A 21651-nucleotide genomic window follows, 5' to 3' on the forward strand; every position below is an offset into this window, starting at 1 on the left:
CGCGATGATCGGCGTCTTCCATCCGGGCACCTCGTTCGTGCACCGGTGCCCCGCCCTCGTGAAGCTCGGAGTGCTCGCCGTGCTGGTCACCGCGATCGCGCTGACGGCGTCGCCGTGGTGGCTGGGCGCGGCATCCGTGCTCGTCGTGGTGCTCTTCGCCGCAGCCCGGGTGCCGTTCGCGCTCGCCTGGCGACAGGTGGTGCCCATCCTCTGGGTGCTCGCGTTCACGGTGCCGCTGCAGGTCGTCTTCAACGGCTGGGAGGCCGCCGCGGTGATGGGCACCCGCCTCGTGCTCGCTGTGGCGCTCGCTGCTCTCTACACGCTCACGACACCCGTGACGGCGACGCTCGACGCCATGCAGGCCCTGCTGCGACCGTTCCGGCGCTGGATCGACGCCGACCGCGTCGGGCTGGCACTCGCCCTCGCCATCCGCTGCGTGCCGCTGCTCGCCGAGCTCGTGCGGGAAGTGCTCGACGCCCGCAAGGCGCGCGGTGCGGAGGGCTCCGTGCTGGCGCTCGCCGTGCCCGTCATCGTGCGCTCGCTGCGCACCGCCGAGCACCTCGGCGAGGCGCTCGTGGCGCGGGGCTTCGACGACTGACGCCGGCGACATCCCACTGGCGCGCGTGCTCACCCGGCGCGTGTGAACGTGCCCAGCTGGTGCTCGTCGAGCAGCTCGATCACGAGGTTCCCGCCGTCGAACGTCGCCTGCGACACGCTGCCGAGCGGCGCGTTCTCGCTGAACGGCTCGAACACGAAGACATCCCCGTCCCAGTGCTCGAGCGGCCACACCACGGTGCCGGGGCCGACCGTCAGCTCGAGCGAGTCGCCGACGACGGAGACGCGGGCGGTGCCGAAGTACTCGTTGGCGTAGTCGCCGGCGTAGTCGGCGAGCGGGCGGGCCGGCGCGGCATCCGCCGGCGGCGACTGGCCGACGAGCTCGCCCACCGGGTCGCCGAGCGGCCCGAGCTGCCCCGAGTAGAGCTGCCACCAGTCCTGGCGGATCTCGCCGAACTGGGCCAGATCCATGAAGTCGGCCGCGACCGACTCCGCCAGGCCGTTCGCCGAGCCGTTCGTGAGCACCACCACCCCGAGGCCGGCCTCGGGGAGGCTGCTGAACGTGGTGCCCGTGCCGAGCGCGAAGGCACCCGAGTGGCTCACCGAGGCGAGGCCTCCCGCGGTCGTGCCGACGTTGAAGCCGTGCCCGTAGAAGCCCGAGCGCTGGTAGCCGAGTTGCGCCGGTCCCGCGACCGACTGCGCCGTGATGGCCGGCAGGAGCGCCTCGGGCGTCAGCACCTCGTTCGCCGCGGCATCCGGACCCGATGCGGCGAGCACCATCGACAGCCACGTCGCCATGTCCGAGATGCTCGAGCTCACGCCGCCCGCGGGCGACTGCGCGTCGGGCTGGCGCTGGCTCGGGGTCACGATCCACTCGTCGCCGTCGAGGATGTGGCCGTCCGCGCGATCCTTGCTCGCCATGAAGTCGTCGAACCGCGAGCTCGTCGCCGACATGCCGAGCGGCTCGTAGAGCACCTGCTCGGAGAGGTCGGCCCAGTCGGCGCCCGCCGCGTTCGCGACGGACTGGGCCGCGGCGGTGATGTCGTAGTTCCCGTAGGCGTAGGTCGAACGGAACGGCGACAACGGGGTGTAGCGCAGGCGCTGGAGCACCTCGGCCCGGTCGTACCCGAGGTCCTCGAGCTCGTCGCCCGCGTGCTTGTAGAGCCCGGAACGGTGGGCGTAGAGGTCGCCGATCGTGACGTGCTCGGTGACCCATGGATCGGCGAGCGCGAACTCGGGCAGGTGCTCGACGACCGGCGTGTCCCACGAGACGACCCCCTCCGCCACCTCGTGCGCGACCACCGTGGCACCCACCGACTTCGACATGGAGGCGATCTGGAACACGGTGTCGGTGTCGACGGGCTCCTCCGTGTCGAGGTTGCGCACGCCGAATCCGTCGGCGTAGGCCGTCTCGCCGTCGTACACGACCGCGATCGCGAGCCCCGGAACGCCCGACGTCTCCAACAGCTCGTCGATGCGGCCGGGGATCGCGTCGATCGCGGCCTTCACCCGTTCGTCGGTCACCTCGGCGAGCGCGTCGGCCGGCGGGTTTCCGTAGCCCGGCCGATCGGTCGAGAGCGGCGTCGCCGATGGGGCGGCGGCACCCATGGTGCACCCGCTGAGCAGCACCGCCGCCGTCGCGACGAGCGCCCCGAACGCCATCGTTCCCCTGCGTCGCATTCGATCCTCCGCCCCAGCGCCGATGCAGCGCGACGGCGCCAGCCTAGACCCGCGACTCCGCTGGGCGCGCGCCCCAATTCGGGCACCACGCGCCTCCGCTGGATGTCGCCGGCAGCGTGCAGAATGGTCGACGGCCGATCGGCCATCGAAGGGCCGACCAGGAGCACGCAGCACGTCATGATGGGCATCACGCACGCCACGAGCGGCGCCGCGGCATGGGTCGCGATCACCGGAACGATGCCGCTGATCGGGCTCGGGGTCTATCCCCTCGACCCCGTGGGCGTGCTCGCCGGCGCCGCCGTGGCCGCCGGCGCGGCGCTCCTCCCCGACGCCGACCACCACAGCGCCACCATCTCGCACTCGGTGCCGATCCTCGGTCGCCTCGTGACCGGCACGGTCGAGACGCTCTCGGGCGGGCACCGCCGTGGCGCCCATTCCGCCATCGCCGTGCTCGTCGTGGCCGCCGCGGCCTGGGCGCTCACCCTCCTCACCTTCGCCACCGACGACCGTGACTCCATCGCGATCGGCGCCGGCATCGGGACCGCGGTGCTCACCTGCTTCGGCATCAAGGCCAGGGACTACGTGCGCAGCTGGGCGGCGGCGTGGCTGCTCGGCGCCCTGCTCGGCATGTTCATCGTCGTGGTCGCCCCCGAGCAGGTCGCGTGGTTCCCCCTCGCGGTCACGATCGGGTTCGCCGCGCACCTCGCCGGCGACTTCCTCACCACCGGCGGCATCCCCGGCCTGCTCTGGCCATGGGTGCCGCGGCCGCCCGAGCGGCTCCGGCCCGTGCCGGTGCTGAACCGCATGTGGCTGCCGAGCGGCCGCGTCGCGCTGCCGCTCCTCGGCGACACCGGATCCCTGCGCGAGGCCATGCTGGGCACGGTGCTCGCGCTCTACTGCGTCGCCGGCTTCGCCTATGAGGGACTGCGGCTGGTCGGCGTCGATGTCGCGGTCGGTTCCTGAGCGAGTGATCGGTTCCTCAGCGGCACAATGATGCGATGACCTCCGCATCGAATGCCGCCATCGAGATCGATGTCGAGCCCGCGGCATCCGCCGACGACGCCGCCCTCGTCACGGCGTTGGCCGACCTCATCAACGGCGTGTACGTCATCGCCGAGGCCGGGCTCTGGGTCGACGGCGCGCGACGCACCGACGCCCGCGAGATCGCGGAGCTCATCGGGCAGCAGGAACTCGCCACCGCCCGCATCGCCGGCGAGGTGGTCGGCGTCGTGCGGGTGCACGCCCTCGACGCCGGCACGGCCGAGTTCGGGATGCTGGCCGCCGACCCTGCGCATCGGGGCATCGGCATCGGTCGCGCCCTGGTCTCGTTCGCCGAGCGCTGGGCGGAGGCACGGGGATTCGGCGTGCTGCAGCTCGAACTCCTGGTGCCGACGTCGTGGCAGCATCCCTCGAAGCGGTTCCTGGCGGACTGGTACGCGCGCATCGGGTACCGCGAGGTGCGACGCGGGCCCCTCCGCGAGCTCTATCCCGAGCTCGAGCCCCTGCTCGCCACGCCATGCGTGCTCGTGGTGTCGCAGAAGTCGCTCGCCGTCGGCGGTCCGTGACAGGATCGCCCTGTGGCCGACCGACTGATGCTCCTCGACACCGCTTCGCTGTACTTCCGCGCGTTCTACGGCGTTCCCGACTCGCTGAAGCGCGCCGATGGCACGCCCGTCAACGCGGTGCGCGGCCTGCTCGACATCATCGCGAGGCTCGTGACCGAGTTCGAGCCGACGCACCTCGTCGCCTGCTGGGACGACGACTGGCGCCCGCACTGGCGCGTGGAGCTCATCCCGAGCTACAAGGCCCACCGGGTCGCCGAGATCGTGCCCGCGGGTCCCGACGTGGAAGAGACGCCCGACCCCCTCGAGGCGCAGATCCCGATGATCCGCGAGATCCTCGCCGCCCTCGACCTCACCGTCATCGGCGCCCCGCGGCACGAGGCCGACGACGTCATCGGCAGCCTCGCGACGCAGGCCGACATGCCCGTCGACGTGGTCACCGGCGATCGCGACCTGTTCCAGCTCGTCGACGATGCCCGCGACGTTCGAGTGATCTACACGGCGCGGGGCATGAGCAAGCTCGAGGTCCTGACCGACGTGACCGTCGTCGGCAAGTACGGGGTGCTCCCGAGCCAGTACGCCGACTTCGCGGTGCTGCGCGGCGACGCGTCCGATGGCCTCCCGGGTGTCGCGGGCATCGGCGAGAAGACCGCGGCGAGCCTGCTGCAGCAGTTCGGCGACCTCGACTCGATCGTGGCCGCCGCGGGCGACCCAGCCGTGCCGTTGTCGGCGACGATGCGCACACGCATCACGGGTGCCGCCGACTACCTCGACGTCGCGCCCACCGTGGTCGAGGTCGTGCGCAACCTCGAGTTCGAGGCGTTCGACGCGCGGCTGCATCCGCTCGACGCCATCGAGGCTGCCGAAGTGCGACGTCTCGGCGAGGAGTGGAACCTGGGCGGCTCGGTGCAACGGGTTCTCCAGGCGCTCGGCACGGAGTAGCTTGGGGCACCTCCGACACGAGGAGGCAGTCATGGCGCGGTTCATCGTCGATGCGAGTGCGGTGCTCCATCTCGTCGCCGACGAGTTCGAGGGACCCGGCGACCACGAGCTCCTGGCGCCCACGCTGCTGCGTTCGCAGGTGCTGAACGCCCTGCACGAGGCGGTGCATCGAGGCGAGCTGCAGGAAGCCGAGGCGAACGCCCGGCTCGCGCGCATCGCCGAGATCCCGATCAGGCTGCTGGGCGACGCGGTGCTGCGGCGTCGTGCCTGGAAGGTCGCCGATGAGCTCGGCTGGGCCTCGACCTACGACGCGGAGTACGTCGCGCTGACGATCCTGCAGGGCGATGCGCTCATCACGCTCGACGAGGTGCTCGCCCGCCAGGCTGAGCGGCTCGTGACCATCGCGTCGATCGACGAACTCCTCACGATCGGGCGCGCGTCGGGCTGACGGGGGTCAGCCCGACGCGGCTCAAGCGGGTGTCGCGCCGCCCAGCAGGGCGATGAGGGCGGCGCGCACCGGCGCCGCGTCTTCCCCACCGGCGATGCGAGCGGATGCCTCGTCGAGCGCCTTCCGCCATGCCGCCAGCACCAGCGACCCGAGTGGCACGGGGCGGAGGTCGGCGGTGTCGGCGAAGAAGTCGGCGATCGGGTCGCTGTCGCCCGCCTCGGGAGGCCTCGCCTCCGCGAGGAGGCGAGCGAACCCTGACGCCACGAGGTAGTCATAGCCCACCAGCAGCACGGTTGCGATCCCGGCGGGCCCGGCCGTGCCCCGCACGGCGGCCGCGCCCTCCATACGATCGACGACGCGTCGCTCGACGTCGGTGCGCACGACGTCGTAGAGCCCGGCTTTGCTGCCGAAGTGGTGGTAGAGCGATCCGATCGTGACGCCGGCGGATGCCGCGAGCTCGGTCACGCCGACCGCGTCGTATCCGCGCGCGCCGAACGCCGTGAGGGCCTCCTGCACGAGGAGCGCCTTCGTCGACCCCGGAACGGGTACCCAACTGCGCACGACGCGAGTATAGTCGGCCTCGGTTTCGACATAACGTGATTACGGTCTGGAGTGTCCGATGCAGTTGCGCTTCCTCTACGTGCCCGTCGTCGACCTGCCCTCGGCGATCGACTTCTACCGCGACGAACTCGGGTGGTCCGAGGCCTGGCGCGAGGGCGACGACACGGTTGCCTTCGCCGTGCCCGACTCGCCCGTGCAGGTCATGGTGTCCACCGATCCGGGCTCGGCCGGCCCGATGTACGAGGTCGATGATCTCGAGGCCTACCTCGCGGCCCACCCGTCGGTACCGCGCCGCGGCGTGCCGTTCGAGATTCCCGACGGCCACGTCATCGAGCTCGAGGGGCCGGGCGGCAACGCGTTCCACGTGTTCGACCAGGCGGACGCGGCATCCGGAGCATGAAGAAAGCCCCGAACCTGGCGAGAGGTTCGGGGCGATCCGTGCACCCCCAGGGACTTGAACCCTGAACCCACTGATTAAGAGTCAGTTGCTCTGCCGATTGAGCTAGAGGTGCGTGATCCGGGAATTTCGTACAACCCGAACCGAGGGACCACGTTATCAGGAGAACGACCCGTTTCGCCAATCGAGCGATCCGCGCGTCGGAGGCAGGTTCTAGGGTCGACTGCATGACTGCCGAGAGGACGCCCCCGACCGGCTGGCGCGCCGGTGTGCGCATCGGCATCGGGCTGGCGATCGGGGCCTTCGCGCTCGCCGTGAGCTTCGGCGCCTTCGCCGTCACGAACGGCTGGCCGGCTTGGCTGGCCATCGTGATGTCGGCCGTCACGTTCTCTGGTTCCGCGCAGTTCGCGCTGGTCACCGCCGCCTCCGGCGGGGGCCTCGCGGCGGGTGTGGGTGCTGCGGCGCTCATCAACGCGCGGTTCATCCCCATGGGTGCTGCGTCGGCACGCTCGTTGCACGGCGGTCCCGTCCAGCGCGCGCTCGAAGGGCAGGCGGTCGTCGACGGGTCGTGGGTCGCGGCGCAGAACGGCGACGGCACCCTCGACCGCGGCACGCTGTTCGGGGCGACGCTGGTGCAGTGGCCGGCGTGGATCGCCGGCACCGCGATCGGCGCCCTCTTCGCGCCGTCGACCGAGTTCATGCACGATCTCGGCCTCGACGTCATCTTCCCCGCCTTCTTCCTCGTCCTGCTGCTCGACGCCCTGCGAGACCGGCCCCGCATGATCCCCATCGCCCTGGTCGCGGGCGTCATCGGCGCGGTGGCCGCGCTGGTGGTGCCCGCGGGGGTCGCGCTGCTCGCGTGCGCGCTCGCGGCGCTCCTGGCCGCAGCTCGCACCACGAAGGCCGTCGACCCGTGACGGCCCTCGTGCTCGCCGTGATCGCCCTGGCGGTGATCAACGTGGTCTACAAGGGGATCGGTCCGGCGGTGCTCGGCGACCGCACCTTCCCGCCGCGCATCCAGTCGGTCGTCGACGCGCTGCCCGCAGCGCTGCTGGCCGGGCTGATCGCGGTGAACCTCCTCGGCGAGCGATGGTCGTCGGCCGACGCCACGATGGTTCCGGGGCTCGCCGCCGCGGGCATCGCGTGGTGGCTGCGGATGCCGCAACTCACCTGTGTCGCGGTCGCGATCGCGGTGACGATCCTCGTACGACTCATCTGAGCGGCCCGATAGCCTTGATCGGGTGACCGCAGACCTCGCCGAAGACCTCGATCTCGCCCTCGCACTCGCCGATCTCGCCGACGCCGTGTCGCTCGCGCGCTTCCGTGCCGTCGACCTCGACGTGCAGACGAAGCCCGATCGCACGCCGGTCACCGAGGCTGACCTGGCGGTCGAGCGCGCGATCCGCGACCGGCTCGCCGATGCGCGGCCGGGCGACGGCATCCTCGGCGAGGAGTTCGGCACCGAGGGCGATTCGACGAGGCAGTGGATCATCGACCCCATCGACGGCACCGCGAACTTCCTGCGCGGCGTGCCCGTGTGGGGCACGCTCATCGCGCTCGCCGTCGACGGCGTGCCCGTGGTCGGGGTGGCGTCCTCCCCCGCCATGGGCCGGCGCTGGTGGGCGGCGCGCGGGCTCGGCGCGTGGACGAGCGGGTCGGCCGCTGAACTCGGCGTGAGCGATGGGGCGGCGGATGCGTCATCCGCTCGCGTGCCCGGTGCTCGGCGCCTGCGCGTCTCGGGCGTCGAGCATCTGTCGGATGCCTCGCTCAGCTTCCAGAGCCTCGCCCAGTGGCGCGACGCCGGATACCTCGACCGGCTGCTCGCGCTGTCGGAGCGGGTGTGGCGTGACCGCGCGTACGGCGACCTGTGGTCGTACATGCTCCTCGCGGAGGGGCTCATCGACATCACCGGGGAGTTCGACGTGAAGCCCTACGACCTCGCCGCGCTGGTGCCGATCATCGAGGAGGCCGGCGGCCGCTTCACCTCGATCGACGGCGAACCAGGCCCATGGCACGGCAGCTCCCTTGCGACGAACGGGCGGTTGCACGAGGCCGTGCTCGCTGCCCTGGCCTGGCCCGCTTCGCCCGCCGACGGAGCGGGGGCCTGACGATGGAGATCTGCATCTTCACCGAGCCCCAGCAGGGCGCGAGCTACGACGACCAGCTGGCGCAGGCGAGCGCGGCCGAGCGACTGGGCTTCGACGGCTGGTTCCGCTCCGACCACTTCCTCCGCATGGGCGCCGGCGATCCGCTGCCGGGTCCGACGGATGCCTGGACCACCCTTGCGGGCCTCGCACGCGACACCCGCCACATCCGGCTGGGCACGCTCGTCTCCTCGGCGACGTTCCGGCACCCGTCGCTGCTCGCGATCCAGGTCGCCCAGGTCGACGCCATGTCAGGCGGCCGCGTCGAGCTCGGACTCGGCACCGGATGGTTCGCCGAGGAGCACGAGGCGTACGGCATCCCGTTCCCGGCGAAGCGCTTCGGCCTGTTCGAGGAGCAGCTCGAGATCGTCACCGGGCTCTGGTCCACGCCGGTCGGCGAGACCTTCGAGTTCGCCGGCGAGCACTACCGGCTCGAAGGGGCGCCCGCGCTGCCGAAGCCGGTGCAATCGCCGGTGCCGGTCATCGTCGGCGGAGCGGGCCCGAAGCGCACGCCGGCGCTCGCCGCCCGCTTCGCCACGGAGTTCAACATCGGGTTCCGCTCCGAGGACGTGATCGCCGAGACGTTCGACGGCGTCCGCCGCGCGTGCGAGCAGGTCGGACGCGACTCGGAGAGCCTGCGCACCTCGGTGGCACTGCCCACGATCGTCGCGACGAACGATGCGGACTACCTGCGCCGGCTCGCGGCGATCGACGCGGACCCCGACACGTTCGCCGAGGTCAACATCGCAGGAACCCCCGATGCCGCCGTGGAGAAGATCCTGCGGCTGCGCGAGCTCGGCGCCGACCGCGTGTACCTGCAGCTCGTCGACCTGCGCGACCTCGACCACCTCGAGCTCGTCGCCGCCGAGGTCCTGCCACATGTCAGGTGACCGTCGGCGCCCCGCTCGACCCACCCGCAACCGCCGGGGCGCCCTAGGTGGTGCTGCAGCGACGTGCGCGGCGCTCGCGCTGGTGCTCACGGCGTGCGCGCCGGCGAGCGAGCAGACCGGGTGGACGGATGCCGCGACGGCCCGCCCGACCGCATCTCCAGCCCCACCCGACGGCGCCGCCGCATCCCAGTCCGCCTCGCCGGGGGCTGCCGCAGGCGCTCCCGTCGCGGCTCCTCGGTACCTCCCCGCGGTCGGCGAGTGCCTCGACGCGCGCAAGGACGCGGCCGCCGGTCCCGAGTCCGTCGTGCCGTGCTCCGAGCCGCACGACGACGAGGTGTACGCGGGCTTCGAGCTGCCGCCCGGTGATCCGCCGGGGCCGGCCGGGCAGCAGCAGGCCGATGACGGATGCCTCGCCCGGTTCGACGACTTCATCGGCATCCCGGCAGCGGACTCCATGCTCGGCTGGTACTCGTTCGCGCCGCGCGAGTCGGACTGGGCGGCCGGCGACCGCCGCGTGGCCTGTGCGGTGTGGCATCCGACCGACCTCGTGACCGGATCGCTGGAGGGCGTCGCGTACTGACGGTCGGTGCAGGCAGACTGGGGGCGTGAGCGACGGCCCGACCCCGTGGGTGCTGCATGTCGATCTCGACCAGTTCATCGCGGCGGTCGAGGTGCTGCGGCATCCCGAACTCGCGGGCAAGCCGGTCATCGTGGGCGGCCGCGGGGATCCGACCGAGCGCGCAGTCGTCTCGACGGCGTCGTACGAGGCACGCGAGTTCGGCGTCGGCTCGGGGATGCCGCTGCGGATCGCCGCGCGCAAGGCGCCCGACGCGATCATCCTGCCCGTGGACGCCGACGCGTACACCGCGGCATCCGCCGAGGTCATGGCGACGCTTCGGGAACAACCGGGCGCGACCGTGCAGGTGCTCGGCTGGGACGAGGCGTTCCTCGGCGTGCGCACCGACGACCCCGAGGCCTACGCGCGGGCGGTCCAGCGCGCCGTGCTCGATCGCACCGCCCTGCACTGCAGCGTGGGGATCGGCGACACCCTCGTGCGGGCGAAGGTCGCGACTGGGTTCGGCAAGCCGCGAGGGGTCTTCCGACTGACAGCGGCCAACTGGCTCGACGTCATGGGCCACCGACCGACCCGGGACCTGTGGGGCGTCGGCTCGAAGGTGTCGCAGCGCCTGGCGGCGCACGGGATCACCACGGTCGCCGAGCTGGCCGCCGCGGGGCCAGACGTGCTCGTGCCTGAGTTCGGACCGCGGATGGGTCCCTGGTACGGCCTGCTCGGACGCGGCGAGGGCGCGCGTGAGGTCGACGACACGCCGTGGGTGGCGCGTGGGCACAGCCGGGAGACGACGTTCCAGGAGGACCTCATCGCACCGGCGCAGGTCGACGAGGCGGTGCGTGAGCTCGTGGCCGACGTGCTGAAGGACGTCGCGGCCGAAGGTCGCCCCGTGGTCGGGCTCACGCTGAAGATCCGCTATGCGCCGTTCATCACCAAGACGACCGGGAAGAAGATCCCTGAGACGTCGGACCCCGAGGTGGTGCTCGCCGGCGCGCTCGAGCTCGCCGACCGCATCGAGCCCGGCCGCCCCATCCGGCTGCTGGGGTTCCGAGCCGAGATGGCCATGCCCGCGGATGCGCGAGACGGCCACACGCCCACCCGCAGCGGCTGGTGAGGCGCGCTCGGGTCCGCAGACGACGAAGGCCGCCCCGCGGGCGGCCTTCATTCCACAACGTGCGACAACGGCCGATGGTGGAGATGGGGGGAATTGAACCCCCGTCCATCGCTGTGATTCCACGCCTTCTCCGGGCGCATCCTGTGAGGGCGTTCTACTCGGCCCCGACCTTTGCCACAGGCACCTAGGTCGACGAGCCCAGCCCGATAAAGTCCCGCACGTCGCTCAGGCGACGACGCGCAGCAAGTTCCCTAGATGACGCCAGCGACCGGGGCGGGAACAGACCCGGGCTGACGGACTAGCGCACTCGCTTAAGCAGCGAGGGCGAAGTCAGACTGCTTCTTATTGGCAGTTATTGTTTCGCAGAGATCGTTTACGAGATAACCCTGCATCCTCGGCCCGCTTCTCGTGGGTTCGCAGACGATGTCGAAACCGATCATCCCCATGTGACGCCGCCCGGTCGGGACCGGTTCGGCGAGCCGTTGTCGCACGCTGTGGAGTTTCCAATCACCGCAATCCCGAAGGACTACGGCCTTACAGGTTACAACATACGCGCCGCCTCCGACATTCCGGGCGCCCGCCGCCCGGGTGGCGTCGGCCGCCAGACGTATGCTGAGGTCGGCCGGGCGCTGCCGCGGCCGCCGGGCGTCGAGGTCGTCGTTCCGGCACCCGCATCCGAGAGGGGCAACATGCCGACCACGATCGCCGTCACCGGCCGCGCAGAAGAGCGCATCGCCCCCGAGCTCGCCGCCGTCTCCCTGTCGGTGGGCGGCTCAGGCGCGGCGCGCGACGACGTGGCCGCACGCACGGGCCGCGCGCACGAACGGCTGCTGGCCGAGGTGCGACAGCTCGAGGCATCCGGTTCCCTCGACACGTGGTCGGCGGGCCAGCTCCGGGTGTGGTCCTACCGTCCGTGGAACAACGAGGGCAAGCAGCTCCCGGTCGTGCACCAGGCCAGCGCCGACGTCGAGGTCGTGTTCACCGACCTCGACCGACTCGGCGCGTGGGTCGGCGAGGTCGCCACCGGCGACGAGCTCGCCGTCGGGGGCATCGACTGGCGGTTGACGGATGCCACGCGCCGGCGCGTGCAGGAGGCCGCCCAGCGTGCGGCCGTCGCCGATGCCGTCGCGAAGGCGCAGGTCTACGCGTCGGCGCTCGGACTCGGCACGCCCGCTCCCGTTGAGCTCGCCGACCACGGCATGCTGAGCGCGCAGCCGATGCCCGCCGCGCCCAAGGCGATGATGATGCGCACGGCGGCCGATCTCAGCGGGCCGCCCGCGCCCGAGTTCGCGCCTGCCGAGCTCGTCATCGAGGCGTCGGTCGACGCACGCTTCACGGCCGATCCCGCCTGAGCGGGCGGCGCGGCGTCAGGCGTCGGGCTCGACGAGCAGCTGCTCGAGGGCCGACAGGTCGGCGAGGCTGAGGCCCGACGCGAGCAGGTACTCGCGCACGGAGCCGTGCATGCGCTCGACGGTGTCGATCACGCCCTCGAGCGCCTCGGGCGGGCTGCCACCCATGAGCACCCGCAGTTCCGGGGTGTCGGGCACGCCGTAGCGACCGATCAGCGCGACCATCTCTTCGAGCCACTCCCCCGCGAGGTTCGCCTCGGTGCGCGCGTAGTCGTCGACGACGGCCTGGTGGTCCACACCGACGGCGAGCAGCGCGAGGGCCACGACGATGCCCGTGCGGTCCTTGCCGGCGGTGCAGTGCACCACCACCGAGCGGTCGCCGGCGCTCGCGATCTCGCGGAGCGCGCTCACGACCACCGAGGCGTGCTGGGTGACGATGCGCTCGTAGAGGGCGTCGAGCGAGATGCCGCCGGCGCCCTGCGAGGCGCCGGAGCCCTCGAACACGGGCAGCTGGAGCACCTCGACGTCGAGGCCGTCGAGGTCGTCGGGCATGGCGCGCGACTCGTTCTCGTCGCGCAGGTCGATGATGATGCCGACACCGAGCCGCCGGAGTTCGTCGCGACCGTCGTCGCCAAGCCGGTAGAGCCCGTCGGAGCGGAACAGCACGCCCTCACGGATCCGTCCTCCCACGGCCGGCAGGCCGCCGACGTCGCGGAAGTTGTAGGTGCCGGGAACCGGGATGCGCGTCGACGTCTCCATCGACGCGAGCCTACCGCGCGGGGACGACACGGCGGCTGGGAGCCTGCTGCCTAGTCGCCGAGGTTGCGCCGGCTCGAGATCGCGCGGTCGGCCTCGCGCTTGTCCTGGCGCTCGCGCAGGGCCTGGCGCTTGTCGTACTCGCGCTTGCCCTTGGCGACGGCGATCTCGACCTTCGCGCGCCCGTCGGCGAAGTAGATCTGCAGGGGGACGAGCGTGTAGCCGCCCTCCTTCGTCTTGTGGCTGATCTTCACGATCTCGTGCTTGTGCAGCAGCAGCTTGCGCTTGCGCCGGGGCGAGTGGTTGTTCCACGTGCCCTCGGTGTACTCGGGGATGTGCACCGAATCGAGCCACATCTCGCCGCCGTCGATGAACGCGTAGCCGTCGACGAGTGACGCCCGGCCCTCGCGCAGCGACTTCACCTCGGTGCCGGTGAGCACGATGCCCGCCTCGTAGGTGTCCTCGATCGTGTAGTCGTGGCGCGCCTTGCGGTTGGTCGCCACGACCTTCTGACCGCGTTCCCTGGGCACGGCGTGCTCCTTCGTTCGAGTGCGTTGCTGACGGATGCCGCCACGGCGGGTGGCCGGGCAGCCTTCGAGTCTAGCGGATGCCGCAGCCCCCGCCGCCCGTCGGCCGGGACGTGCCCCGGCCTGCCTACACGCGAAGGTATCGGGTGATCGCGATGCCCGCCGACACCGCCGCGAGCAGCACGCCGACGCCGATGAGGATGGGGACCACGAGGAAGGCATCGGTGAGGTCGACGAACGTGAACGACAGGCTCTTCGCGAGGTAGCCCTGCACGAAGAACTGGACGATCGCGATCACCGCCCCGCCCGCGAGCAGCGACCCGATGAGGCCGGCGAACACGCCCTCGAGCACGAACGGCGTCTGGATGAATCGGTTTGAGGCCCCGACCAAGCGCATGATGCCGAGCTCCCGTCGCCGCGAGAACGCCGACAGGCGGATCGTCGTCGCGATGAGCAGCGCAGCGGCGACGAGCATGATGGCCGCGATCGCGATGGCGGTGTAGCTCGCCGCGTTGAGCACGTCGAAGATCTGGTCGAGGTACCGGCGTTGGTCGACCACCTGCTCGACGCCGGCGAGTCCCGCCAGGCTCTCGACGATCACCGCCGCCTGCGACGGGTCGACGAGGTTCACCCAGAACGTCTCGTTGAGCACCTCGGGCGTCACGTAGTCGGCGGCCGGCGTGCCCTCGAACTGCTCCTGGAAGTTCTCATAGGCCTGCTGGTGGTCCTCGAAGTAGTACTCGTCGATGAACGGCGCGAGGGTGTCGGATTCGAGCTGCGCCTCGATGGCGGACTTCTGCTCCTCGGTGGCCTCGCCGTCGACGCAACCGGCAGCCGTGGACACGGACGTGCAGAGGTACACGGCGACCTGCGCGCGGTCGTACCAGTAGTTCTTCATCTGCGCGATCTGCAGCTGCAGCAGCGCGGCGGTGCCCACGAACGTGAGCGAGATGAACGTCACGAGCACGACCGAGACGACCATGGAGGCGTTGCGGCGCAGGCCGCTCGCCGCTTCGGAGAGGACGAGTCCGAACCTCATCGCGTCGGTCCCACTTCCTGCTCGTCGTCTCCCTCGCGCGGACCGCCCGGGGCACGCAGCCCCAGCCGCTCGGCGAGCGTCAGCTGGTCGGATGCCGCGGCGCCGGCCTTCGGCGCAGCCGCGTCGTCGTCCGCCTCGGCCTGCGGCGCGTCGCCGTCGGCGGGCAGGCGCGGAATGACACCGGTGGCGGCCGCCGTGATGGCCGCCGCGGCGTCCGTCACCTCGTCGCGCTCTTCGGGCTCGACGTAGAGGGGCTGCTTCTCGTCCATGACCTTCTTGCCCACCTTGGGGGCGGCGCCCGGCGTCTTCGCGGGCTTCGTGCGCGCGGGCTTCGCCTTGGCCTCGCCCGCCGCGACGGCCACGGCCGCGGCGGTGGTGGCGGTGCCGGCGGTCACCGGGGCGGCGGGCACGGATGCCGTGTCGGCGGCCGCACCCGGCGCGACGACCTCGGCATCAGCGGCGTCAGGCTCGGTCTCGGCCTCGGCATCGGCCTCCGCGTCGCCGGCGAACGCGTCCGCTGCGTCGCCGAGGGCCGCGCCGTACCCGGCGCCGCGCTCGTCGCGCACGATGTCGCCCGCGGAGAGCTCGATCACCCGGCGCTGCATCTGGTCGACGATGCCGGCCTCGTGCGTGGCCATGACCACGGTGGTGCCGCTCGCGTTGATGCGTTCGAGCAGGGTCATGATGCCCGCGCTCGTCACCGGGTCGAGGTTGCCGGTGGGCTCGTCGGCGAGGAGGATCTGCGGCTTGTTCACGATGGCCCTGGCGATCGCGACCCGCTGCTGCTCGCCACCCGACAACTCGTGCGGCATCCGCTTGCCCTTGCCGTCGAGCCCGACGAGCTTCAGCGTCTCGGGCACGGCCGACTGGATGAATCCGCGCGACTTGCCGATGACGCGGAGCGTGAACGCGACGTTCTCGTAGACGTTCTTGTTGGGCAGCAGCCGGAAGTCCTGGAAGACCACGCCGAGATCACGGCGGAAGTAGGGGACCTTGCGGCTGGAGATGCGCCCGAGGTCCTGCCCGAGCACGTGGATCCTGCCCTTCGAGGGCTTCTCCTCCTTGAGGATCAGCCGCAGGAAGCTCGACTTGCCGGAGCCGGAGGCGCCGACGAGGAACACGAACTCACCCCGCAGGATCTCCACCCCGATGTCGTTCAGGGCGGGTCGTGCCTGACCCGGGTAGGTCTTGGTGACGGAGTCGAATCGGATCATCGCGTTAGAGCCTAGGCAGGCCGCCCTCGATCGCGACCACGACTCGCCCAACTCTCAGGGAGCGGGCCGCGCGTGCCTATGTCCGCCGGTCGCAGTGCGTGCGAACCGCGGCGCGCACGTGGCGGATCGGCCGCCACCTGCCTAGGTTGGAGGGAGCAACCGACGGCGCCCCGGGAGGCGACATGACCGTTCCGCTCATCGGCATCGTCGCGGATCGCAAGTCCGCGAGCTATGGGGCCTGGGTCGACATCCCGACCGACGCGATCTCGCACACGTACACGGCCGCCATCCAGGAGGCCGGCGGCGCTCCGCTGCTCTTCCCCAGCCTCGACGTGCACCTCGACGACCCCGAGCGGCTCGTCGACCTCATCGACGGCCTGTTCCTGCCCGGCGGGCGCGACCTCGACGCCGAGCTCTACGGCAGCGAGGCGCATCCCTCGAACGACCCGCCGCTGCGCGTGCGCGACGAGCTCGAGATCGCGCTCACGCTCCTCGCGCGCGAGCGGGGGCTGCCGGTGCTCGGCGCGTGCCGCGGGATGCAGCTCATCAACGTGGCGCTCGGCGGAACGCTCGAGCAGCACCTCGGCGACCGCGTCGACCTCACGCCGCACCGCGACGTGTACGGCACCCACACCTCGCATCCGGTGACCATCGCGCAGGGCACGCTGCTCGCCGAGATCACCCACGAGCGCGAGTTCGACATCTCCTCGCACCACCACCAGGGCGTCGACCGGCTCGGTGAAGGACTCGTCGTCGCGGCGACGGCGCCCGACGGGGTGATCGAGGCCATCGAGTCCGTCGACGGCGCCTTCTGCCTCGGCGTGCAGTGGCATCCCGAGGAGCGGCTCGACCCCGAGGGCATCGCGTTGATCCAGGCGTTCATCGCCGCGGCGCGCACGCGGGCACGGGCGAAGTTCGCGGTGCGCTCCTAGCGTCCGACCGGAGCAGGCGCCGGACGCGCGCAGGCGGCAGCCCGAGTCAGTCGTCGGCGGGACGCTTGCGCCACTTGATGCCGGCGGCGATGAACCCGTCGAGGTCGCCGTCGAACACCTTCGAGGGGTTGCCCTCCTCGTAGTCGGTGCGGAGGTCCTTCACCATCTGGTACGGCGCGAGCACGTAGGAGCGCATCTGGTCGCCCCAGCTCGCGGTGATGTTGCCCGCGAGCTCCTTCTTCTGCGCCGCCTCCTGCTCCTTCTGGATGAGCAGCAGTCGCGACTGGAGCACGCGCATGGCGGCGGCCCGGTTCTGGATCTGCGACTTCTCGTTCTGCATCGACACGACCACGCCGGTGGGGAGGTGGGTGATGCGCACGGCGGAGTCGGTGGTGTTGACCGACTGGCCGCCGGGGCCGCTCGACCGGAAGACGTCGACACGGATGTCGTTCTCGGGGATCTCGACCTCCTGCGCCTCCTCCATGAGCGGGATGACCTCGACGGCCGCGAAGCTCGTCTGGCGCTTGCCCGCCGCACCGAAGGGGCTCATGCGCACGAGGCGGTGCGTGCCTGCCTCGACGCTCAGCGTGCCGAAGGCGTAGGGGGCGTCGATCTCGAAGGTGGCCGACTTGATGCCGGCCTCCTCGGCGTAGCTCGTGTCCATGACGGTGGCCGAGTAGTTGTGCTTCTCTGCCCAGCGCAGGTACATGCGCATGAGCATCTCGGCGAAGTCGGCCGCGTCGACGCCGCCGGCGCCGGCGCGGATCGTGACGACGGCCGGGCGGTCGTCCCACTCGCCGTCGAGGAGGATCTGCACCTCGAGATCGCCGATCGTCTTCTGCAGTGACGCGAGCTCGGTGCGCGCCTCGGCCGCGGTCTCCTCGTCGCCGGCCTCCTGGGCCATCTCGACGAGCACCTCGAGGTCGTCGAGGCGGGAGTCGATGCTCTTCACCCTGGCCAGCTCGGACTGCCGGTGGCTCAGTGCGCTCGTCACCTTCTGGGCCTTCTCGGTGTCGTCCCAGAGGTCGGGGGCGCCGGCCTGCTCGGAGAGCCGGGCGATCTCGGCCTCGAGGGCGTCGACGTCGACGACGGCGCGGATGTCGCGGAAGGTGGAGCGCAGCGCGGCGATCTCCTGCGTGAGGTCTAGATCCAACATGGCCTCCCCAGCCTAGTCGCGCGGGCGTACACTGCGGTGCAGCGGCGGCCTGCGGTGGCTCGCGGAGCCGTCGGCGAAGGGGGCGTCCATGTCGGGTCACGCGTATCTCTCGTTCTTCGCGGATGCCCCGGGCGAGTCGCCGGCGGTCGGCCACGAGGACTGGATCGAGTTGCTGTCGTGGACGTGGGGCGTGACCTCCGACCTCGGCGCGTGGGGTCAGGGCGGCGGCCATGGCGGAGGCGGCGGCGCGGGACGCCCGTCACCCACGGCGCTCACCTGGGAGCACGCGTTCGACGCGGCATCCACGAGGCTGCTCGGGTTCGTGGCATCCGGCCGGCACGTTCCCAAGGCCGAGCTGCACGTGACCCGCGGCGGTCGTGACGCGTGGCTCGTCGTGAAGATGCAGGACCTCGTGATCACCTCGGTGGTCACCGCCGGCTCGTCGGAGGGCGACGTCGAGCAGACCGTCGGCATGGAGTTCGGGTCGGTGCGGTTCGAGTACCGCAGGCAGCAGCCAGACGGCTCGATGGGCTCGCCGGCGACGGTCGACTGGGATATCCGCCGGGGCACCGTCTCGACCACGCCCTAGCCCGGCGCGGCCGACCCGGTCGCCGAACGCCGGCACCGAGTGGCCGCTGGGAGCGGCGCTGCGAGCGGGTGTAGCGTCGAAGCGATGACCGTCTCGACGCCCCAGTTCTCGTGGCGCTCGATCATCCTGCCGGCCTACCTGCCGACGCTGCTCTTCTCCATCGGCGAGGGCGCGATCATCCCGGTGATCCCCGTGGTCGCGACCGAACGCGGCGCGTCGCTCGCCCTGGCCGGCCTGGTCGCGGCCATGGTCATGGTCGGCGAGCTCGTCGGCGACCTGCCGTCGGGCTGGCTCGTCGCCCGCATCGGCGAGCGCAACGCGATGATCGGCGCCGCGATGCTGGCGGTGATCGGCGTGCTCGTCGCCCTGGTCTCCCCCACCGTGCTCGCCCTGGGCGTCGGCATGTTCCTGCTGGGGCTCGCGACCGCGGTGTTCGGACTGGCGCGGCACGCCTTCCTCACGAGCTACGTGCCCGAGGCGACGCGTGCGCGGGCCCTGTCCACCCTGGCGGGCGTCTTCCGCGGCGGGTGGGCCCTCGGCCCGTTCGTGGCCGCCGCGCTCATCGCGTGGACGGGCTCGTCGGAGGTGGTGTTCTGGGTGCTCGTCGCGGCCTGCTTCGCGGTCGTCGTCGTGCTGCTCGTGCTGCCCGACCCGGAGCGGGTGTTCGGCGCCGCGCAGCTCGTGCGCGAGGCATCCGTCGCCGCATCGGGCGCGATCACCGGCGGGGTGCGCACGATCGGCGAGGCCGAAGCGGACGCCGCGTCGCACGGCGTGTTCCGCGCGATCGCGACCCACCGTGCGGTGCTGCTGCGCATCGGGAGCGGCGTGGGCCTGCTCGCGGCCGTGCGTGCCAGCCGCACCGTGATCGTGCCGCTGTGGGCCGTGTCGATCGGGATGCCGCCCGAGGCCGCCGCGATCGTGATCGGCGTCTCGGCGACCATCGACTTCGCGCTGTTCTACGTGAGCGGCCAGGTGATGGACCGGTTCGGGCGCCTCTGGAGCGCCATCCCCGGCCTCGTCGGACTCGGCGTGGGGCAGCTCGTGCTCGCCTTCACGCACGACCTGCCGAACGCCGTCGCGTGGTTCACCGGCGTCGCTGTGCTGCTCGGCGTGGCGAACGGCCTCTCGAGCGGGGTGATCCTCACGCTCGGCGCCGACCTCGCGCCCAGGGCCAACCCGGCGCCGTTCCTCGGCGCGTTCCGCACGATCGCCGACGCGGGCCAGGCCGCGGCGCCGCTCGTGCTCGCGGCCGTCACCTCGGCGGCGTCCATCATGGCGGCGAGCGCGACCATGGGCGTGCTCGGTCTCGTGGGCGCGGCCGTGCTGTGGCGGTACGTGCCGCGCTACGTGCCGCGGCGGCCGCGGCCCCGCCCCCGCCGCGACTGAACGGCGCCGGGCCCGACGTCAGCCGAGCGCGTCGAGTGCGGTCTCGGCAGCCTCGACATCGTCGCGCGCGCGGTCGGCGGCGGTGGCGGCCTTGGCGCGTGCCCGCTCGGCCTCGCGTTCGCCGCGCTCCGCGTCGGCGATCTCCGAGCGGAGCTCCTTCAAGCGCGTCTCGAGGTCGTGGCGCTCGTCGCGCAGCTCGTCGGCGTGCCACTCGGCGGCGTGCAGCAGGTCCTGCGCCTCATCGAGCTCGCGTTGCGCCTGCTCCGCCCGGTCGCGCGCCTCCTGCACGTCGGCCTCGGCGCGCTCGCGTTCGGCGGCACGCGCGGCGTCGACGCGTCGCCGTTCCGCCTCGGCCTCGCGCTCGGCCGCGGCATCCGAGTCACCGGCGCCCTGCTTCGATGTCCGCTTCGAGGCGGTCGCGCCCGAGCGCTCGGCCGTAACCTCGCCGCCCGAACGCGTCGTGCGGCGCTTCGGCGGTCGCCGGGCGGATGCCTCGCCGGCGACGGCCCCGTCGAGGTCGACGTCCTCGAAGCCCACCGCCTGGATGCCACGCACCAGCCGGCCGGTCGCGAGCGCCTCCCCCGCTCGCTCGTCGACCGTGGCGGCGATGAGCGACTGCTCCACCTCGTCGAGCACCGCCCGCGAGGGCGGGCGGCCGGCGTCATCCGCGATCCTCGTCGCCTCGTGCAGCAGGCCCGACACGAGCTTGCGGCGCTCGGAGCCGATGCCGGTGAGCGCCCGGCCGTCACCCGCCGACTGCGCCTCGCGCAGGTCCTGGCCGAGGTCGAGCAGCTCGTCAATGCCGTCGGGCTGCTCGCGCACCAGCCGGTTCACGATCCACGCCGCCGGCGATGGCTTGCGCAGCTCGCCGATGCGTTGCGCGAGCTCGCGGTCGTCGGCCCTGACGGCCTTGGCACGGGCGTTGCGCGCCGACGTGAACTCCTCGGGCACGAGCCCGTACAGCTCGTCGGCCTCGGTGGTGAGCGCGTCGATCGGCATGGGCGTCAACCGAGCATCGTGAAGCTCACGAGCAGCACGGCCTGGCTGAGGAACACGAACGCGCCGATGATGATCGCCGCGAGCGACACCCACGACGGGCCGGTGGCCGGATCGCGCTTGAACTGGCGGCGGCCCATCACGCCGAGGACGATGCCGCCGGCCGCGGCGACGAGTGCCGGCACGGCCGGCAGCAGGAACGACCCCGCCGAGAGCACGACGCCGATGATCGCGTACAGCGAGGTGCGCCGCCGGGCGACGCCACTGCCGTCCGTGCCGGGGGCTCCTGAGCTCATCGGCCGTTCACCTTCTCGATCCGCATGACGAGCACGACTCGGTCGGCCTTGTCGGCCGGCGGCTCGGGGTCGGTCTCGCCGTACCGCTTCGCGAGGTGGACGTAGAAGGCACCCTCGGGGTCGGGCACGGTCTCGGCGAGCCGGCCGCGCACCTCCACGTACTTGAGCGGGTTCTCGGGGTCGAGCGCCTCGAGCGTCATGTGCGGGTCGTGCTGCAGGTTGCGGTACTTCGCCCGCGTGGTGGTGTGCGTGAAGCGGATGACGCCGGCATCGGCGTCGAGCTCGAACCACATCGGGTTCACCTGGATCCCTCCGTGACGACGCACGGTGGCGAGGTGGCCGAAGACGGGTGCGGTGAGGATGCGGACGAAGTGATCGGTGAGCTCGGCGGTCATGCCTCCAGTCAACCGCACAGGGGCGCACCGCGGCATCCGTCGACGCCCGCCAAGCGCCACGCGAGGCGACACGCCGGGGAGGATCCGCCTGTCCCCCGGGCTGGGGGCGCGGCATCCGAGCGCCTGTGGTAATCCTTTCGTTGTTGATTGCG

26 protein-coding genes, 1 tRNA gene and 1 other RNA gene are annotated in these 21651 nt (G+C 71.8%); 16 read left to right on the plus strand and 12 right to left on the minus strand.

The genetic code is table 11. The features are described 5' to 3' along the window. Nucleotides 1-4 precede the first annotated feature (4 nt). Nucleotides 5-598 carry an energy-coupling factor transporter transmembrane protein EcfT gene (locus J2X63_RS16965; RefSeq protein WP_309979390.1) on the plus strand — a complete coding sequence of 198 codons (594 nt, stop codon included), beginning with the start codon at nucleotides 5-7 and terminating at the stop codon, nucleotides 596-598. A 29-nt stretch (nucleotides 599-627) separates the two neighbouring features. Here the strand turns inward: J2X63_RS16965 and J2X63_RS16970 are convergent, their stop codons facing one another. Continuing rightward, nucleotides 628-2235, minus strand: a complete 1608-nt coding sequence (locus J2X63_RS16970) for a serine hydrolase (protein WP_309979391.1) — start codon at nucleotides 2233-2235, stop codon at nucleotides 628-630. A gap of 177 nt (nucleotides 2236-2412) precedes the next feature. Between J2X63_RS16970 and J2X63_RS16975 the strand changes: the two genes are divergently transcribed. The 4 genes from J2X63_RS16975 to J2X63_RS16990 are packed head-to-tail and all read left to right on the plus strand — an operon-like array spanning nucleotide 2413 to nucleotide 5187. Beyond that, entirely contained in the window at nucleotides 2413-3198 is a 786-nt protein-coding gene (locus J2X63_RS16975) for a metal-dependent hydrolase (protein WP_309979392.1), read from the plus strand. A gap of 35 nt (nucleotides 3199-3233) precedes the next feature. Continuing rightward, nucleotides 3234-3800: a GNAT family N-acetyltransferase gene (locus J2X63_RS16980; RefSeq protein WP_309979394.1), complete on the plus strand. Its 567-nt coding sequence runs from the start codon at nucleotides 3234-3236 to the stop codon at nucleotides 3798-3800. Nucleotides 3801-3812: 12 nt separating this feature from the next. After that, on the plus strand, nucleotides 3813-4739 hold the full coding sequence (locus J2X63_RS16985) for a 5'-3' exonuclease (protein ID WP_309979396.1): 927 nt from the start codon (nucleotides 3813-3815) through the stop codon (nucleotides 4737-4739). 31 nt (nucleotides 4740-4770) lie between these two features. Further along, nucleotides 4771-5187, plus strand: coding sequence for a type II toxin-antitoxin system VapC family toxin (locus tag J2X63_RS16990; RefSeq protein WP_309979397.1), 417 nt, complete (start codon nucleotides 4771-4773; stop codon nucleotides 5185-5187). 21 nt (nucleotides 5188-5208) lie between these two features. Here J2X63_RS16990 and J2X63_RS16995 read toward each other — a convergent pair whose 3' ends face one another. Continuing rightward, nucleotides 5209-5748 (minus strand): helix-turn-helix domain-containing protein, encoded by a 540-nt coding sequence (locus J2X63_RS16995; protein ID WP_309979399.1) that lies wholly within the window; start codon nucleotides 5746-5748, stop codon nucleotides 5209-5211. Between the two features lie 58 nt (nucleotides 5749-5806). On the opposite strand from J2X63_RS16995, the gene J2X63_RS17000 reads away from it, so the two are divergent. Beyond that, on the plus strand, nucleotides 5807-6148 hold the full coding sequence (locus J2X63_RS17000; protein WP_309979401.1) for a VOC family protein: 342 nt from the start codon (nucleotides 5807-5809) through the stop codon (nucleotides 6146-6148). A gap of 39 nt (nucleotides 6149-6187) precedes the next feature. Here the strand turns inward: J2X63_RS17000 and J2X63_RS17005 are convergent. Continuing rightward, nucleotides 6188-6260 (minus strand) — tRNA-Lys (locus tag J2X63_RS17005). Nucleotides 6261-6372: 112 nt separating this feature from the next. Here J2X63_RS17005 and J2X63_RS17010 point away from each other — a divergent pair. From J2X63_RS17010 to J2X63_RS17035, 6 genes are read left to right on the plus strand one after another with little or no spacing between them, the layout of a single operon-like run. After that, entirely contained in the window at nucleotides 6373-7062 is a 690-nt protein-coding gene (locus J2X63_RS17010; protein ID WP_309979403.1) for an AzlC family ABC transporter permease, read from the plus strand. Further along, nucleotides 7059-7364 (plus strand): AzlD domain-containing protein, encoded by a 306-nt coding sequence (locus J2X63_RS17015; protein WP_309979405.1) that lies wholly within the window; start codon nucleotides 7059-7061, stop codon nucleotides 7362-7364. The genes J2X63_RS17010 and J2X63_RS17015 overlap by 4 nt, the downstream gene beginning before the upstream one ends. 22 nt (nucleotides 7365-7386) lie before the next feature. Continuing rightward, nucleotides 7387-8253, plus strand: a complete 867-nt coding sequence (locus J2X63_RS17020; protein ID WP_309979406.1) for an inositol monophosphatase family protein — start codon at nucleotides 7387-7389, stop codon at nucleotides 8251-8253. Nucleotides 8254-8255: 2 nt separating this feature from the next. Next, complete coding sequence (locus J2X63_RS17025; RefSeq protein ID WP_309979408.1) at nucleotides 8256-9179, plus strand: LLM class F420-dependent oxidoreductase; 924 nt, start codon at nucleotides 8256-8258, stop codon at nucleotides 9177-9179. Then, nucleotides 9169-9759: a septum formation family protein gene (locus J2X63_RS17030; protein ID WP_309979410.1), complete on the plus strand. Its 591-nt coding sequence runs from the start codon at nucleotides 9169-9171 to the stop codon at nucleotides 9757-9759. Before J2X63_RS17025 ends, J2X63_RS17030 begins: the two co-directional genes overlap by 11 nt. Nucleotides 9760-9808: 49 nt before the next feature. Next, the gene (locus tag J2X63_RS17035; RefSeq protein ID WP_309980181.1) at nucleotides 9809-10864 is read left to right on the plus strand and encodes a DNA polymerase IV; all 1056 of its coding nucleotides are present in this window, start codon (nucleotides 9809-9811) and stop codon (nucleotides 10862-10864) included. Nucleotides 10865-10939: 75 nt separating this feature from the next. Here J2X63_RS17035 and ssrA read toward each other — a convergent pair. Then, nucleotides 10940-11308, minus strand: a transfer-messenger RNA (tmRNA) gene (gene ssrA / locus J2X63_RS17040). A gap of 245 nt (nucleotides 11309-11553) precedes the next feature. Between ssrA and J2X63_RS17045 the strand changes: the two genes are divergently transcribed. Continuing rightward, nucleotides 11554-12216 (plus strand): SIMPL domain-containing protein, encoded by a 663-nt coding sequence (locus J2X63_RS17045; RefSeq protein ID WP_309979412.1) that lies wholly within the window; start codon nucleotides 11554-11556, stop codon nucleotides 12214-12216. 15 nt (nucleotides 12217-12231) lie between these two features. On the opposite strand, the gene J2X63_RS17050 is transcribed toward J2X63_RS17045, so the two are convergent. From J2X63_RS17050 to ftsE, 4 genes are all read right to left on the minus strand, one after another. Then, on the minus strand, nucleotides 12232-12972 hold the full coding sequence (locus J2X63_RS17050; protein ID WP_309979414.1) for a tyrosine-protein phosphatase: 741 nt from the start codon (nucleotides 12970-12972) through the stop codon (nucleotides 12232-12234). A gap of 50 nt (nucleotides 12973-13022) precedes the next feature. After that, on the minus strand, nucleotides 13023-13499 hold the full coding sequence (gene smpB / locus J2X63_RS17055) for an SsrA-binding protein SmpB (RefSeq protein ID WP_309979416.1): 477 nt from the start codon (nucleotides 13497-13499) through the stop codon (nucleotides 13023-13025). Nucleotides 13500-13623: 124 nt separating this feature from the next. Further along, complete coding sequence (ftsX, locus tag J2X63_RS17060; protein ID WP_309979418.1) at nucleotides 13624-14535, minus strand: permease-like cell division protein FtsX; 912 nt, start codon at nucleotides 14533-14535, stop codon at nucleotides 13624-13626. Next, nucleotides 14532-15749, minus strand: coding sequence for a cell division ATP-binding protein FtsE (gene ftsE, locus J2X63_RS17065; protein ID WP_309979420.1), 1218 nt, complete (start codon nucleotides 15747-15749; stop codon nucleotides 14532-14534). The genes ftsX and ftsE overlap by 4 nt, the downstream gene beginning before the upstream one ends. Before the next feature lie 182 nt (nucleotides 15750-15931). Between ftsE and J2X63_RS17070 the strand changes: the two genes are divergently transcribed. Then, the gene (locus tag J2X63_RS17070; RefSeq protein WP_309979422.1) at nucleotides 15932-16681 is read left to right on the plus strand and encodes a gamma-glutamyl-gamma-aminobutyrate hydrolase family protein; all 750 of its coding nucleotides are present in this window, start codon (nucleotides 15932-15934) and stop codon (nucleotides 16679-16681) included. A 46-nt stretch (nucleotides 16682-16727) separates the two neighbouring features. Here J2X63_RS17070 and prfB read toward each other — a convergent pair whose 3' ends face one another. Further along, nucleotides 16728-17837, minus strand: a complete 1110-nt coding sequence (gene prfB, locus J2X63_RS17075; protein ID WP_309979424.1) for a peptide chain release factor 2 — start codon at nucleotides 17835-17837, stop codon at nucleotides 16728-16730. A gap of 88 nt (nucleotides 17838-17925) precedes the next feature. Here prfB and J2X63_RS17080 point away from each other — a divergent pair, with 88 nt between their 5' ends. Next, entirely contained in the window at nucleotides 17926-18426 is a 501-nt protein-coding gene (locus tag J2X63_RS17080; RefSeq protein ID WP_309979426.1) for a type VI secretion system tube protein Hcp, read from the plus strand. A gap of 84 nt (nucleotides 18427-18510) precedes the next feature. Continuing rightward, nucleotides 18511-19812, plus strand: coding sequence for an MFS transporter (locus tag J2X63_RS17085; protein WP_309979428.1), 1302 nt, complete (start codon nucleotides 18511-18513; stop codon nucleotides 19810-19812). A gap of 18 nt (nucleotides 19813-19830) precedes the next feature. Here the strand turns inward: J2X63_RS17085 and J2X63_RS17090 are convergent, their stop codons facing one another. From J2X63_RS17090 to J2X63_RS17100, 3 genes are read right to left on the minus strand one after another with little or no spacing between them, the layout of a single operon-like run. Beyond that, on the minus strand, nucleotides 19831-20820 hold the full coding sequence (locus J2X63_RS17090) for a hypothetical protein (RefSeq protein WP_309979430.1): 990 nt from the start codon (nucleotides 20818-20820) through the stop codon (nucleotides 19831-19833). Beyond that, on the minus strand, nucleotides 20817-21104 hold the full coding sequence (locus tag J2X63_RS17095) for a hypothetical protein (RefSeq protein WP_309979432.1): 288 nt from the start codon (nucleotides 21102-21104) through the stop codon (nucleotides 20817-20819). Before J2X63_RS17095 ends, J2X63_RS17090 begins: the two co-directional genes overlap by 4 nt. Beyond that, a complete protein-coding gene (locus J2X63_RS17100) occupies nucleotides 21101-21499 on the minus strand; it encodes a PPOX class F420-dependent oxidoreductase (protein ID WP_309979434.1) in 399 nt (132 codons plus the stop codon). The genes J2X63_RS17095 and J2X63_RS17100 overlap by 4 nt, the downstream gene beginning before the upstream one ends. Nucleotides 21500-21651 lie beyond the last annotated feature (152 nt).

Origin of the sequence: Agromyces sp. 3263 (assembly GCF_031456545.1) — a bacterium.
GTDB lineage: Bacteria > Actinomycetota > Actinomycetes > Actinomycetales > Microbacteriaceae > Agromyces.